Genomic DNA, 12,957 nt, shown 5'->3' on the forward strand with positions numbered 1-12,957 from the left:
AAGTGCCTCGGCGCGGGACGTTCGCCCCTACTGGGCGCCGGCGCGGCCGCGTTGCCTTGAGATGGATCTACCGCACGTCGACCCGGAGGTGGCGAGATGGCGTGGTTCGCGCGCCGACGCCGGCCGGGCCGTCCCGCGGTGCGAGGCGGGAACGCCGCGGTCGCGGGCCGCGGCGCACGAGACCGAGGGAGCCGGAGATGACCAAGCAGATCGCGACAGGGTACGGCATGACGTCGGCCGCCGTGCTGGAGAGGCGGATCGCCGCTCTGGAAGGCCAGGTGACGGTCCTCGCGCTGGCGGTCGCGGCGCTGGCCGCCGGCCTGGAGGGCCGGCCGCTCGACGGGCCCCGCGACACCGAGGCGGCGAGGGCGGCCCGGCTGGCGCACGATCTGCTCGTCGCCGCCCGGCTGGGCGGCTGAGGAAGGACGGGTCCACGATGTCCGTCACCGAAACGATCGTCGTCGGGGTCGACGGCTCCGCCTCATCGGAGCGGGCGCTGCGGTGGGCCGCCGCGGAGGCCGCCCGTTGGGGCATGCCCCTCCGGGTGGTGCACGTCGCCGTCCCCTGGATCCGCACGCTTCCCAGCCGGCTCCTGCCGAGTCTGGAACGCCCGTTCACCGGCCACGGAGAACACATCCTGGAACGGGCCCGCGGCCTCGTCTCGAAACAGCACCCGGACGTGCCGGTGGAGGCACGGTTCGCGCACGCCGAGACCGTCGCGGCCGGCTTGCCGCCGCTCGCCGAGGGCGCGTACGAGCTGGTGCTCGGCAGCCGAGGGCTCGGCGGGTTCTCTGGGCTGCTGCTCGGCTCGACCGGTCTGCGCCTGGCCGGGCACGTCCCCGGCCCGGTGATCCTCGTCCGCGGTCCGGAGGAGCGTCCGTCCGGGGAGCTCGTCGCCGGGCTCGATCTCAAGGAGGATCCGGCCCCCGTCCTGGAGTACGCGTTCGCGGCGGCTTCGGTCCGGGGCGCGCGGGTGCGGGCCGTCCACGCCTGGCGCCCGGCGCCCCTGGCGGTCGAGGCGGGCGTGGATCTCCAGGCGGTCCGGCGCGCACACCGGGAACACCTCACCGAGCTCCTCGCACCCTGGCGGGAGCGCCGTCCCGGCATCGGGGTGGTCGAGGACGACTTCATCAGCCACCCGGTCGACGCCCTGATCGGAGCGTCGGCGCATGCCGATCTCGTGGTCGTCGGGACGCGCGGTCGCTCCGGCCCGGCACTGGGCTCGGTGAGTCACGGCGTCGTCCACTACGCGCACTGTCCCGTCGCGGTCGTCAGGCCCCGTAAGGCCTGAACCCCGCGCCAGCCGCGTCCCCGTGTCGCCGTCCAGGTGCCGGGGACGCCGGGCTTTCCGGGGCCGCACGGGCGCGGCCGGCGGTCCTCCCGCTCGGCGCCACAGAGGGCCGGGACCAGTGACGGCCCATCGGAGGACCTTGGTCGGTGGCCCGGTAGCGCGGGGCGGCCGATCGTTGAGCCATCGCAACGGCCGTACCCGGCCGCCCCCAGAGGAGGGTTCATGGAAACCACCGTCGAAGAGGTCATGACCACGGATGTGGTGAGCGTCCCGGAAACGGCCACGTCCAAGGAGATCGTCGAGACGCTTCGGCGCGGCCGTGTCAACGCCGTCCCCGTCGTGGCCGCCGGGGGCCGCCCGGTCGGCATCGTCTCCACCGCGGATCTGATCCAGAAGGAGGCGGACCCGACCGGCGCCGACAACGAGCACCTGTTCGCCACGCCGCGCCGGCATCGCGAATGGCGGAAGGCGGCGGGTGCCACCGCCGCCGAGCTGATGACCGCACCCGCCCGCACCACCACGCCCGACGCCACCGTGCGGGCCGCCGCGCAGGAGATGCGCAGGCACCGCGTCGGCCGCCTCCCGGTCGTCGACCCGCGGAGCGGGCGGCTGGTCGGGATCGTGAGCCGGTCGGACGTCCTGCGCGTGTACGAGCGCCCCGATGAGGAAGTCAGGCGGGACGTCCTGGCCGACATCGGCGGCCGGGCCGTCGGTCCCGCCGGCATCGACGTGGCCGTGGAACGCGGCCGGGTCACCGTCCGCGGGAAGGTGGACCTCCGGTCCCGCATCCCCGCTCTGATGCACGAGATCCGCCGCGTCGAAGGCGTCGTCTCCGCGCGCTCCGAACTGGAGTGGGGTGCCGACGACCTCATCGCGCAGCACTACCCGTACCTGTGATTCCTTCGTCGGGCGCCGGTGGCCGGCGCCGCCGGCGCCCGACGCGTTCCCGCCGCCGTCCGACCAACGCCTCGCGAGCGGGGGACCTTCGCCCCTCATACGCGTTCCGCCCGCCGCCTAGCGTCGAAGTGGCACCGAGGAGGACACCATGCAGCACCGAAAGGTCGCCGACGTGATGACGCGAGAGGTCGTCGCCGTCGCCGAGGAGACGCCGTTCACCGAGATCGTGGCGGCACTCGACGATCACGGCATCAGGGCGGTGCCCGTCGTCGACGGCGACCGCCGCGTCGTCGGCATCGTCACCGACGCCGACCTTCTCCGCAAGGAGGAGTTCAGGGACATCGGCACCGAGGAGCGCCCCCGCTTCGAGAGCAGGCGGCACCGCGCCGCCCGGACGAAGGCGGCCGCCACGCACGCCGCCGGGCTCATGAGCGCGCCGGTGGTGACGCTGGAGCCGGGAACGCCGGTCGCGAAGGCCGCCAGAACCCTGGCCGCGCACGGTCACAAGCAGGCCCCCGTCGTCGACGGGAACGGCCGGCTGGTCGGGATCGTGACGCGCTCCGATCTCCTGCGCCTGTTCCTGCGCTCCGACGACGACACCCGCGACGAGATCGTCCGCGAAGTGATCGTCCGCGGCCTGTGGCAGGACCCCTCCCGGATCGACGTCCGGGTCGACGACGGCGTGGTCGTCCTGTCCGGGCGGCTGGAGGCCAGGAGCCTCATCCCCATCTGCCTCCGGCTCACCGCCGCGACCGAGGGCGTCGTGGACGTCGTCGACCGCCTCTGCTACGACCGCGACGACAGCCGCCCCGGCGCCTTCCCCCGGGCGTGACGGCGATGAACTCCGTCCCCCTGGGCGCCGCGGTCAGCGAAACGCACTCCGGTGTGGTGTTCTTCGTCGGGGACCGCGCGTACAAGATGAAGAAGCCGGTCGATCTGGGCTTCCTGGACTTCACCACCCGCCGGGCGCGCGAGCGCGCCTGCCACGAGGAGGTGCGTCTCAACAGGCGCTTCTCCCCCGACGTGTACCTCGGCGTCGCCGACGTCCACGACCCGGCGGGCGCCGTATGCGACCACCTGGTCACGATGCGGCGCATGCCCGCGGACCGGCGGCTGTCAACCCTGTTGCAGGACCGCGCCCCCGTCGAGGACGCCCTGCGGGCCACCGCCCGCTTGCTCGCGGAGTGGCACGCCAGGGCACCGCGCGGTCCCCGGATCTCCGAGCAGGGCACCCGGGACGCGCTGCTGGGCCGCTGGGCCGAGAGCTTCGACCAGACCCGCCCGTTCCACGGCCGTTCCATCGACACGAGCGACGCGCTCGAGATCGAGGAACGCGCGCGCGACTTCCTCGCCGGGCGAGCTCCGCTGTTCGAGACGCGCATCGCCGAAGGGCGCGTGGTGGACGGACACGGCGACCTCCTCGCCGGTGACGTGTTCTGCCTCGACGACGGGCCCCGGGTCCTCGACTGCCTAGAGTTCGACGAGCGTCTCCGGTTCCTCGACGGCCTCGACGACGCCGCGTTCCTGGCCATGGACCTGGAACGTCTCGGAGCCGCGGACCTCGCCGAACGCTTCGCGGGCTGGTACGCCGGGTTCGCCGGGGACCCGGCCCCGTCCTCGCTGTGGCACCACTACGTCGCCTACCGCGCCTTCGTGCGGGCCAAGGTGGCCTGCTTCCGCCACGCGCAGGGCGACGCGGCGGCCGCGGCAGAGGCCGGGACCCTCGCTGAGATCGCCCTGCGCCACCTGCGCGCGGGGACCGTCGGGCTCGTCCTGGTCGGCGGGCTGCCCGGCACCGGCAAGAGCACCCTCGCCGGCGCGATGGCCGACCGGCTCGGCTGCACCCTGCTCGGCAGCGACCGCGTCCGCAAGGAGCTGGCGGGGCTGTCGCCCGCCGACTCCGCCGCGGCCGCGTACGGAACCGGGCTCTACACCGCCGAGTGGGGCGAGCGAACCTACGCCGAACTCGTCCGCCGGGCCCGCCGCCTGCTGGAGCTGGGCGAGACCGTCGTGCTGGACGCCTCCTGGACCTCGCGCGAAGACCGGGACCTGGCCGCCGACCTCGCCGGTGACGTGCGGGCCGAACTGCACGCGATCGAGTGCCGGGTCCCCCGGAGCGTCGCGGCCGAACGCATCCGTTCCCGGCCGCGGGGACCGTCCGATGCGGACCCCGCCATCGCCGCCCTCATGGCCGCGGCCGCCGATCCGTGGCCGGAGGCCACCGCGGTCGACACCGGCGGCACCCTCGACGGGTCGGTGGCACGGGCGCTGGCGGCCGTGCGGCCGTACGGGGCCGAGCATGTCTGGCACCGCCGTCCTCGTCTCGCGCCCGACTGATCCTTCCCGCCGCCCCGCCTTCGGAAGGAGAGAAACGATGAGGATTGCCCCGCTCCCACTCGGAGAGCGAACGGTGGCCGACGTGATGACGGCCGACCCGATCACCATCTCCGCAGGTGAGTCCCTGCTCACGGCCTGGGAGCTGATGTGCCGGGCCGGTGTCCGCCATCTGCCGGTGCTGGACGAAGACGGGACGTTCCTGGGAACGGTGCACGCTCACACGCTCACCGCTGTATGGCACTCGCAATCGTCGAGGCCGAGCAGAGCAGGCGAATCGGTCACGACACTACTCGGCCGTGGGCAGGGCGGCCATGTTCGTCCGGCCGACTCCGTGCGAACGGCGGCTCGTTCGATGCTGGAGACCGGTACCGACCACGTGTCCGTGGTCAACGCCGGGGGTGAGTTGGCAGGGCTGCTCACCGTCCACGATCTCATCAGCGAGCTGGCCGGTACACGACGGGAGAGATCCTTCCCGCCGCCCGGCATGCCTCCGCCGCGTCGCATCGAGCCGCCGGCCGTACGTCCTTCGACAGGAAGGCGAACCGAAGTGCCCGTGTCCGATGCACGGGTAGAGCGGCCACGGGCCGGTCCGTCCGAGGGACCGGACGGGCCGAGGTCACAGAGCCTTCACGAGCGGGACGGCGCCGCACGGACGCCGGCGTCGTACGACCCCGCCGCGCGCCCCTGGCGCCGGTGACCTCAAGCCGGTGGTGCGATGATCGGAACGAACGACGTGGAGGGTGCCGGATATGCGGGTGATCTCGGAAAACGACCTCGCCGCCGTGCTGGCCGGGGTGCCCGGCGTCCCGCGCGTGGTCGCCGGCGGCAACTTCGCCACGCCGTGGCGGGCGCTGGCCGTGGTCGACGCGGCCCTCGCCGAGTACCGGCTGTTCATGCTCAACGCCCAGCCGGGCGTGCCCGACCGCGACGGCGTGGTCCTGGAGACCCCGTTCGTGGGCGCCGGGATGCGCGGCCGTCCCGGCCTGCGCTACTTCCCCTCCCGGCTCTCGCTCGTGCCGAACCTGCTCAAGGGCGCCCTGCCTCCCGACGTCGTCCTCGTCCAGACGTCCGAGCCGGTGGACGGGACGGTCTCGCTGGGCATCGAGGTGAACGTCCTGCCCGCCGCGATCGAGGCCGTGCGCGCCCGCGGCGGCCTGGTCGTCGCCCAGCTCAACGCCCGGATGCCGTACACCTACGGCGACGCGGTGATGCCGCTGGACGAGATCGACTTCGCGGTCGAGTGCGACGAGCCGCTCGCCACGCCCGTGCCGCGCCCGCCCGGCGACACCTCCCTGGAGATCGGCACCCGGGTGGCCCGGCTCGTCCCTGAGAACGCCACACTCCAGCTGGGCATCGGCGGCGTTCCCGACGCGGTCCTCGCGTCGCTCCACCATCGGCGCGGCCTGGCGATCTGGTCGGAGATGTTCAGCGACGGGGTCCTCGCCCTCGATCGGGCCGGCGCGCTCGAAGCCGCGACGCCGATCACCGCCTCGTTCGCGTTCGGCGGCCGGGAGCTCTACGACTGGGCCGACCGCAACGAGCGCATCCGGATGCTGCGCACCGAGAAGACCAACGACCCCGGCCTCATCGCCCGGCGGCCCCGGCTGGTCTCGGTGAACTCCGCCCTCCAGGTCGACCTGTTCGCCCAGGCGAACGCGGGCCGGGTGCGGGGCGCCGTCTACTCCGGCTTCGGCGGCCAGACCGACTTCGTCGTCGGAGCCCTGCACTCCCCCGGCGGCCGCGCCGTCATCGCCCTGCCGTCCTGGCACCGCCGCGCGGACGTCTCCACCGTCATCCCCCGCCTGTCCGGGCCGGTCACCTCGTTCCAGCACAGCTACATCGTCAGCGAACAGGGCACCGCCACCATCTGGGGCAACGACGCCACCACCCAGGCACGGGAGATCGTCGACAACGTCGCCCACCCCGACGCCCGCGACGAACTGCGCCACCAGGGCCGCCTCTTCGGCCTCCCGCTCCGCTGACCGCCTGGCCGCCCCGGACACCGGCCACCCTGGACGCCACCCTCCGCATTCACCGGCGATCGGCGCATGGTCTCCCCATACTCGGGCACACGTACCGGGGGCCGGACGGAGGCTCCTCCACGGAGCGGTACCGCGGCGCCTCCCGGGCCGAGGCCCGCACCATCGTGGTGAACGTGTCCGGCTCCGCCCCGCTGGACGGCGGTGTCTGGGGCCGGGCCGCCGCCGCGGTACCGCTGCTCGCCTGCGCCCTCGTGGAGCCCGCCAAGGCGATCGCCCGCCATGCCGATGAAGCGCGAACCGTCCCGCCGTCCGGCCTTCACGGACGAGCGTCACCGGCTGCCGCACGGCACATGCCGACCGGCCGGGACTTCGTCCGGCGGCGGCCGGGACCTTGGACCCTGCCGGGCCCTCGAGCGGTCGCACAGGATGGACCCCGATCGGGGAAGGACTTGATGGAGGTGCTCGCATGCGAACGGATAGAGGGACCCAGGAGGCAGGACCCGAACTGACCACTGCGGTGACGGCCGTCACGTCCACGTCGACACGGGTGCGCGTGACCGGTGAACTCGACGTGGCCACCGCCCAGCGCTTCGCCACGGCGCTGGCCGAGGTCATCAGCACCCGGCGTCCCAACGTGGTGATCGACGCTTCCGGGCTGCGCTTCTGCGACTCCGCGGGCCTGGCGGCCCTCGAACTGGTCGGCGGCCTGGCCGAAGCATGTGACGGCACGATCACCGTGACCCGGGCCCGTCCGATCGTGGCCCGGATTCTGGAGTTCACCGGGCTCGACTCCCGATTCCTGCACCGCGCACCCGCGAGCTGAGGCGCCATGCTGATCCGTGAAGTGATGACGACACCCGTGGTCACCATCGCCCCGCGCGCCACCGTGCGCCAGGCGATCCGCGTCCTGCACGAGCACGATGTCACCGCCGCGCCCGTCGTCGGCGACGACGGGCGCATGGTCGGCATCGTCAGCGAGATGGACCTGCTGCGCGGAGCCTTCGAAGCCGACCCGCGCGCCTTCGCGCGCCCCGTGCGAGCGGCGAGCGAACCGCCCCCGCGCCGGGTCGAGGACGTCATGACCACCGAAGTACGCACCGCCCGGCCGAACTCCGACGCCGCGGCCCTCGCCGACATGATGATCGAGACCGGGATCAAGAGCGTCCCCGTCCTCGACGGAACCGCCCTCGCCGGCATCGTCAGCCGCCGCGACCTCATCGCCGTCCTCGCCCGAGGCGACGCCCGCATCCACGACGACGTCACCGCGCTCCTCGCCGAGTACGGCGAAGAGCAACGCTGGACGGTGACCGTCCAGGACGGCATCGTGACCCTGCACGGCCGGACCGGCCAGTCCACCCGGCGACTGGCCGACGTGCTCGCCCGCACCGTCCCCGGCGTCACCCGGGTGACCGTCCTCGACACCACCGGCCGCCCCTGACCACCCACTCGAACACCCGACCCCGCCGTCCCGTCGGGGCCACGCCCCTGGGGCGCGATCGGGCGACATCATGCTCTGCCCCGTGGGCCGACGGCGCATTCGGGCAGCCGGGGACTTTCGTCCCTGCCGACGGAAGCACGGACTCCGGCAGAGTGAAAGTATGCAATTCGACCACGGCGGACTGCAGATCCTCGACGACGAGGAGTGCCGGTCCCTGCTCGCCACCGCGCCGCTCGGGCGCATCGTCTTCACCGACCGGGCGTTGCCCGCAGTGCAGCCGGTGAATTTCGTCCTCGCCGACGGCGACGTGGTCATCCGCACCTCCCCGCACTCCCGGCTGGCCGCCGCGGCCCGCGACGCCGTCGTCGCCTTCGAGATCGACGCCTTCGACGTGGCCGCGCGTACCGGGTGGTCGGTGGTCGTGGTCGGGCACGCCCGCGCCGTCGCCGACCCCTCCGAACTCGCCGCACTGCGCGACCTGCCGCTGCGGTCCTGGACGCCCGGCGAGCACGGTCACTTCATCCGTGTCCACCCGGAGATCATCACCGGCCGCCGTCTCCCCGAGCACGGTACGGACCATCGTCGTGAGGACGACCGGGCCGAGGCCTGAAACCCCATCGATCGGCTGGCGCCGGTCGTCATCGCCCCCGCGCCTCGGGGCTCGCAGTCCTCTGGGCGCCGCAACGAAAGGACGTCCATGGGCGAGCCGACGGGCAAGGTGAAGCGGCTACCGCGTGCCGTGTACGAGCGCGAGCTCGCACGCCTCCAGGCAGAGCTGGTCAAGCTGCAGGAGTGGGTGCGTGCCGAGGGGGCCCGCGTCGCCGTGGTGTTCGAGGGGCGGGACGCAGCCGGCAAGGGCGGAACGATCAAGCGGGTCACCGAGCATCTCAATCCGCGCGTGGCGCGGATCGCGGCGCTCCCCGCCCCGACCGACCGCGAGCGCACCCAGTGGTACTTCCAGCGCTACGTCGAGCACCTGCCGGCCGCCGGGGAGATCGTGCTGTTCGACCGCTCCTGGTACAACCGGGCGGGTGTCGAGCACGTCATGGGTTTCTGCACCGAGCAGGAATACCGTCGCTTCCTTCGCCAGTGCCCGGTGTTCGAGCGGCTGCTCGTCGAGGACGGTCTTCTGCTGCGCAAATACTGGTTCTCGGTCAGCGGCGCCGAGCAGGAACGCCGCTTCCGCGCCCGCCTCGACGACCCGATACGGCGCTGGAAGCTGTCACCGATGGACCTGGAGTCGATGACCCGCTGGGAGGACTACTCGCGCGCCAAGGACGACATGTTCCTGCACACCGACGTTCCCGAGGCGCCCTGGTACGTGGTGGAGAGCGAGGACAAGCGGCGAGCGCGCATCAACATGATCGCCCACCTGCTGTCGACCGTCCCCTATCACGAGGTGGAGCCCCCACCGCTCCGGCTGCCCCCGCGCCCCGTCCCGAAGGACTACGCACGTCCGCCGCGCGACGCGCGCACCTACGTGCCCGACCGCGCGGCGGACCTCGCCCCCTGACCCGCGGCGGCCGCCGCGGGTCAGGCCGGCGGATTCACTCCCCGGTGGGCACGATCAGCACCGGGCAGCGCGCGTGATGCAGCACGGCGTGGTTGACCCGGCCCAGCGCCATCCCGAGCACGCCTCGGCGGCGACGCGCGCCCAGCACGATCAGCCCCGCCTTCTCGGACGCCTCCACCAGCGCCTGGGAAGGCGTCCGGTCCGAGATGAGAGGACGGACCGGGACGTCCGGGTAGCGCGTCCCCATGCCGGCCAGTGCCTGCGACAGCTCCATGTCCTCGATCACCCGCCACCGGGGGGATCCGATCTCCCCGCCGACGGCGTGCAGCGCGAGGGTTTCGGCTCCCTTCGAGGCGGCCTCCGTGAACGCCCACTCGACGGCGGCGTCGTCCCCGGGGCGGCCCTCGACGCCGACCACGATCTCGGCCGGGGCATCGGGGGGATAGGGGGCAGAACGCGACACCACCAGGACGGGGCAGGCGGCATGCGCGGCCGTGTACAGGCCGACGGACCCGAACAGGAGGCCCTCGAAGCCACCGAGACCGCGCGATCCCACCGTAACCATGTCGGCGTTCTCGCCCTCCCGCACCAGCGCCCGTCCCGGCTCGAGCGGCAGCAGCCGCGTCTCGATGCGGAGATCGGGATGGATCTTGAGCGCGTACTGGCGGGCCTCCGCGAGCAGGTCCTCCCGTTCGGCGACCAGCGGGCGCAACGCGCGCGGTGAAATGTGCCCGTCTTCGGCCACGGCGCGCGACCCGTGCACCAGACGCAGATCGAGCCCGTGGCGGACGGCGCGGTCCGCCGCCCAGTCCAGCGCCCGCCACGCGTGCGCGGAGCCGTCGATCCCCACCACGATCGGATTCGACATCGCCGTTCCTCCCGGACGTCCATCAGTTCACCCTTGACGCTAGGCCGCGGGTCCGCGCCTTTCCGGAGGCGAAAGTCCCACCCGGCCCGGGACGATCGACCTCGATCCCGTCCCCTCTCGACTCGGCTCCTGCGGAGGCCCCCCTCTGTCCAGTGCCGGCCGGTTTGCCATCCGGATCGTGTTCTTCGGCGAGCATGTCGGGGGACGCCGCCCGTTCGATCGTCCGAGAAGCCCGGCTCTCCGCGGAAAAGGAGGAGGAGCGCTCACCGTGGTGAGCGCCCCTCCTCGTCGTCGCGCGGCTACTTGAGGAAGGGGAACCGCCGGACCAGCGGGGTGTCGGCCCACCAGCGGCCGAGGCCCAGGGTGTCGCCGGCGCTGACGAGGGCGAGCCCGATGGCCAGGACGGCGTAGATCAGATGGTCGTCCATGAACGGGTTGTTCTCCGGGGGCAGCACGGCGGTCCACATCATGACCAGCAACAGCGCACCGGCGCCGGCCGCGACGCGCATCCCGATGCCCAGGATCAGGCCGACGCCGATTCCGGCGAGGCCCAGCATGAACAGCCAGTCGGCCCAGGCGAGCCCGGCCAGGTCGTTGTAGAACCCGGCGAACGGGCCCTCGGGGGCGTGCGCCAGGAAGCCCTCGGTGGGGCTGCCGCCGTCGACCCACGCCTTGGCGGCGGGGGTCTCGTGCCCCAGCCCGAAGGTCTTGTCGAGGAACGCCCACAGGAACACCCAGCCCAGGGCGAGCCGGGCGACCGCCCAGACGTACCGTGCGGCGGGCGATTCGGTGAGCGGCTCGGCCGCCGTCGCCTTCAGGCTCACCGGAGCCCGGCGCCCGCTGATGTCGTGCTCGGAGACAGCCATGGTCGTCTCGCCTTTCCTTCGAACCCCGAACTCCTGTCTGACATTGATCAGTCAACGCTCCGAGCGCTGCCGCCCGTAGATGCGTTGGCCCCGATCTCAGAAGGACGTTCGTCCTCGCCTGGCGACCACGGGCATCGGCGCCATCGCGCAGCCGGGCTCGAGTAAGCCGTCCAGAGCCTTCGCGCGTTCCCGCACGTTCCGAAGTCCACTGCGGCGGCCGTCCTCGGGACTGCCGAGGCCGTCGCCCATGACGCGCAGGGTCAGGCCGCCGGCCACGTCGCGTCCCGGCTGACCGGCACCGCCGTCGCCTGCAAGATCGACGACACCACCCGGTGCACCCGCACGGGCCGACCGATAAGGAAACGGCACGCCCTCCTGCTCGGCCTCGCGACGGAGCGCCATCAGGACCACGCCGGCACCGGGACGAGTTGGTGGCCGCGGCGAACCGGACCGGCGCCCATTCTGATCCGCGCGCCGCTCACGACGTCGGCCCGCTGCGCGGCGGGTTCCCGTTCCGATCGAGTCATCGGCCTTCCGGCTTCGCTGGTCCGGCCGCGTCACCCCACCGGGTGCCGCCCACGGCGCCGAAGGTCCGGCCCGTCCGAGGACCTCCGCTCGCCCGTGCCCGGTTCACCGGGGACGTTCGCCTCTGATGCCCCCCGACCGCCGCGGCGAACCTGGATACATGAGGAACGATGACGCGAATACCACGGTGCTCAGCCGGGCCGAATGCCTCGTGCTGCTGCGGTCGGCCGCCGTCGGCAGGGTGGTCTACACCGACCAGGCGCTGCCGGCGATCCTGCCGGTCACCTTTGCCATGGACGGCGACCGGGCCCTGATCATAAGGACCGCGCCAGGATCGAAGTTCGATGCCGCGCTGCGCGGCGCGATCGTCGCGTTCGAGATCGACGACGTCGACACCGCCGCCCGAACGGGCTGGTCCGTCACCGTCGTGGGCCCGGCTCGGGCCGTGACCTCCGAAGGCGAGGCGCACCGGCTGGCGCGGCTCCTGCCGCGACCGTGGGTGCCCGGCCGGCGGGACGCGTTCATCCGCATCACCGTTCGCCAGGTGTCGGGTAGACGTCTCTTCTCCGGGGCGGACGACCCCACAGGGCCGTCCCCGGCGCTGGTGGAGGGTTCATAAGCACTGCCGATGCCAGACCCGGTCGCCGGTAGGGACGAGCGCCACGACGATGGAGCAATCGCGGCCGTGCAGGCCACACGGAGGGGTAGCCGAGCCGGCCGTCCCCGGCAGCCGGACATCGAGATCGTCAGACCGCCGGTAGGAGGTCAGGGAAGCGTGTGCCGTGACTGCCTCGGCTGACCGCGACACAGGCCGTCCACCGCAGCGCGGTCAGAGTTCCGCCATCCCCTCGACCAGGCCGTGCACCCCGAAGCCCCAGCACCCTGAATCATCACTGATTGCGCACAGTGAGGTGCCACGGATCTTCCGGACAGGGCCCCAACTAGAGTTGGGGAGAACCGGAAGGGAAGGTCGTTGGCACGACAGAGGCGGCATTTCACCCAGGAGCACAAGGACGAGATCGTCCGCATGGTCCTGGACGGCCCGCGCCCCATCGCCCATGTGGCCCGTGAGGGCGGCATCCACGACACCACCCTGGGCAACTGGGTCAAGGACTACCGCAGACGCCACGGCGACGACGCGTCCACCACACCGGCCGGCGCCCCGAAGAGCCTCCGGGAACGCGAACTCGAACGCGAGAACCGCAAACTCCGCGAAGAGAACGAGTTCCTGAAAAAAGCC

General features: G+C 72.6%; 16 protein-coding genes. 13 read left to right on the top strand and 3 right to left on the bottom strand.

The genetic code is table 11. The features are described 5' to 3' along the window. Nucleotides 1–197 precede the first annotated feature (197 nt). From H505_RS45775 to ppk2, 11 genes are all read left to right on the top strand, one after another. A complete protein-coding gene (locus H505_RS45775) occupies nucleotides 198–419 on the top strand; it encodes a hypothetical protein (RefSeq protein WP_034520969.1) in 222 nt (73 codons plus the stop codon). Between the two features lie 17 nt (nucleotides 420–436). Continuing rightward, nucleotides 437–1,291 (top strand): universal stress protein, encoded by an 855-nt coding sequence (locus H505_RS0132365; RefSeq protein ID WP_026405269.1) that lies wholly within the window; start codon nucleotides 437–439, stop codon nucleotides 1,289–1,291. A gap of 222 nt (nucleotides 1,292–1,513) precedes the next feature. Continuing rightward, nucleotides 1,514–2,188 (top strand): CBS domain-containing protein, encoded by a 675-nt coding sequence (locus H505_RS0132370; protein ID WP_026405270.1) that lies wholly within the window; start codon nucleotides 1,514–1,516, stop codon nucleotides 2,186–2,188. Nucleotides 2,189–2,336: 148 nt separating this feature from the next. After that, nucleotides 2,337–3,020, top strand: a complete 684-nt coding sequence (locus H505_RS0132375; RefSeq protein ID WP_026405271.1) for a CBS domain-containing protein — start codon at nucleotides 2,337–2,339, stop codon at nucleotides 3,018–3,020. A gap of 5 nt (nucleotides 3,021–3,025) precedes the next feature. Continuing rightward, a complete protein-coding gene (locus H505_RS0132380) occupies nucleotides 3,026–4,525 on the top strand; it encodes a bifunctional aminoglycoside phosphotransferase/ATP-binding protein (protein ID WP_026405272.1) in 1,500 nt (499 codons plus the stop codon). Nucleotides 4,526–4,610: 85 nt separating this feature from the next. After that, a complete protein-coding gene (locus tag H505_RS52850) occupies nucleotides 4,611–5,222 on the top strand; it encodes a CBS domain-containing protein (protein ID WP_425248277.1) in 612 nt (203 codons plus the stop codon). A gap of 52 nt (nucleotides 5,223–5,274) precedes the next feature. Further along, complete coding sequence (locus H505_RS0132385) at nucleotides 5,275–6,507, top strand: acetyl-CoA hydrolase/transferase family protein (RefSeq protein WP_026405273.1); 1,233 nt, start codon at nucleotides 5,275–5,277, stop codon at nucleotides 6,505–6,507. Between the two features lie 466 nt (nucleotides 6,508–6,973). Further along, nucleotides 6,974–7,330 (top strand): STAS domain-containing protein, encoded by a 357-nt coding sequence (locus H505_RS45780; protein WP_084551075.1) that lies wholly within the window; start codon nucleotides 6,974–6,976, stop codon nucleotides 7,328–7,330. A gap of 24 nt (nucleotides 7,331–7,354) precedes the next feature. Next, nucleotides 7,355–7,945 carry a CBS domain-containing protein gene (locus H505_RS0132395; RefSeq protein WP_169528887.1) on the top strand — a complete coding sequence of 197 codons (591 nt, stop codon included), beginning with the start codon at nucleotides 7,355–7,357 and terminating at the stop codon, nucleotides 7,943–7,945. 160 nt (nucleotides 7,946–8,105) lie between these two features. Further along, entirely contained in the window at nucleotides 8,106–8,555 is a 450-nt protein-coding gene (locus H505_RS45785; RefSeq protein ID WP_051301433.1) for a pyridoxamine 5'-phosphate oxidase family protein, read from the top strand. Nucleotides 8,556–8,642: 87 nt separating this feature from the next. Beyond that, entirely contained in the window at nucleotides 8,643–9,458 is an 816-nt protein-coding gene (ppk2, locus tag H505_RS0132405) for a polyphosphate kinase 2 (protein WP_026405275.1), read from the top strand. A gap of 34 nt (nucleotides 9,459–9,492) precedes the next feature. Here the strand turns inward: ppk2 and H505_RS50335 are convergent, their stop codons facing one another. From H505_RS50335 to H505_RS50340, 3 genes are all read right to left on the bottom strand, one after another. Continuing rightward, nucleotides 9,493–10,326 carry a universal stress protein gene (locus H505_RS50335; protein WP_026405276.1) on the bottom strand — a complete coding sequence of 278 codons (834 nt, stop codon included), beginning with the start codon at nucleotides 10,324–10,326 and terminating at the stop codon, nucleotides 9,493–9,495. A gap of 299 nt (nucleotides 10,327–10,625) precedes the next feature. Continuing rightward, nucleotides 10,626–11,192, bottom strand: coding sequence for a DoxX family membrane protein (locus tag H505_RS0132415; RefSeq protein ID WP_026405277.1), 567 nt, complete (start codon nucleotides 11,190–11,192; stop codon nucleotides 10,626–10,628). A 96-nt stretch (nucleotides 11,193–11,288) separates the two neighbouring features. Continuing rightward, nucleotides 11,289–11,603 (bottom strand): hypothetical protein, encoded by a 315-nt coding sequence (locus tag H505_RS50340; protein WP_157433215.1) that lies wholly within the window; start codon nucleotides 11,601–11,603, stop codon nucleotides 11,289–11,291. A gap of 274 nt (nucleotides 11,604–11,877) precedes the next feature. On the opposite strand from H505_RS50340, the gene H505_RS45790 reads away from it, so the two are divergent. After that, a complete protein-coding gene (locus H505_RS45790; RefSeq protein WP_051301434.1) occupies nucleotides 11,878–12,336 on the top strand; it encodes a pyridoxamine 5'-phosphate oxidase family protein in 459 nt (152 codons plus the stop codon). Nucleotides 12,337–12,690: 354 nt separating this feature from the next. Beyond that, the coding region (locus tag H505_RS0132430) for a transposase (protein WP_034520995.1) at nucleotides 12,691–12,957 on the top strand (267 nt) is incomplete at its 3' end.

Origin of the sequence: Actinomadura rifamycini DSM 43936 (genome assembly GCF_000425065.1) — a bacterium.
Lineage (GTDB): Bacteria > Actinomycetota > Actinomycetes > Streptosporangiales > Streptosporangiaceae > Spirillospora > Spirillospora rifamycini.

Bases quoted from the DNA above. Each gene is read 5' to 3' on its own strand.
- H505_RS50335 (WP_026405276.1), bottom strand. From the start codon at position 10,326: ATGTCGAATCCGATCGTGGTGGGGATCGACGGCTCCGCGCACGCGTGG.
- H505_RS0132395 (WP_169528887.1), top strand. From the start codon at position 7,355: ATGACGACACCCGTGGTCACCATCGCCCCGCGCGCCACCGTGCGCCAG.
- H505_RS0132415 (WP_026405277.1), bottom strand. From the start codon at position 11,192: ATGGCTGTCTCCGAGCACGACATCAGCGGGCGCCGGGCTCCGGTGAGC.
- ppk2 (WP_026405275.1), top strand. From the start codon at position 8,643: ATGGGCGAGCCGACGGGCAAGGTGAAGCGGCTACCGCGTGCCGTGTAC.
- H505_RS45785 (WP_051301433.1), top strand. From the start codon at position 8,106: ATGCAATTCGACCACGGCGGACTGCAGATCCTCGACGACGAGGAGTGC.
- H505_RS0132380 (WP_026405272.1), top strand. From the start codon at position 3,026: ATGAACTCCGTCCCCCTGGGCGCCGCGGTCAGCGAAACGCACTCCGGT.
- H505_RS45775 (WP_034520969.1), top strand. From the start codon at position 198: ATGACCAAGCAGATCGCGACAGGGTACGGCATGACGTCGGCCGCCGTG.
- H505_RS52850 (WP_425248277.1), top strand. From the start codon at position 4,611: ATGACGGCCGACCCGATCACCATCTCCGCAGGTGAGTCCCTGCTCACG.
- H505_RS0132365 (WP_026405269.1), top strand. From the start codon at position 437: ATGTCCGTCACCGAAACGATCGTCGTCGGGGTCGACGGCTCCGCCTCA.
- H505_RS0132375 (WP_026405271.1), top strand. From the start codon at position 2,337: ATGCAGCACCGAAAGGTCGCCGACGTGATGACGCGAGAGGTCGTCGCC.
- H505_RS0132385 (WP_026405273.1), top strand. From the start codon at position 5,275: ATGCGGGTGATCTCGGAAAACGACCTCGCCGCCGTGCTGGCCGGGGTG.
- H505_RS45790 (WP_051301434.1), top strand. From the start codon at position 11,878: ATGAGGAACGATGACGCGAATACCACGGTGCTCAGCCGGGCCGAATGC.
- H505_RS0132370 (WP_026405270.1), top strand. From the start codon at position 1,514: ATGGAAACCACCGTCGAAGAGGTCATGACCACGGATGTGGTGAGCGTC.
- H505_RS45780 (WP_084551075.1), top strand. From the start codon at position 6,974: ATGCGAACGGATAGAGGGACCCAGGAGGCAGGACCCGAACTGACCACT.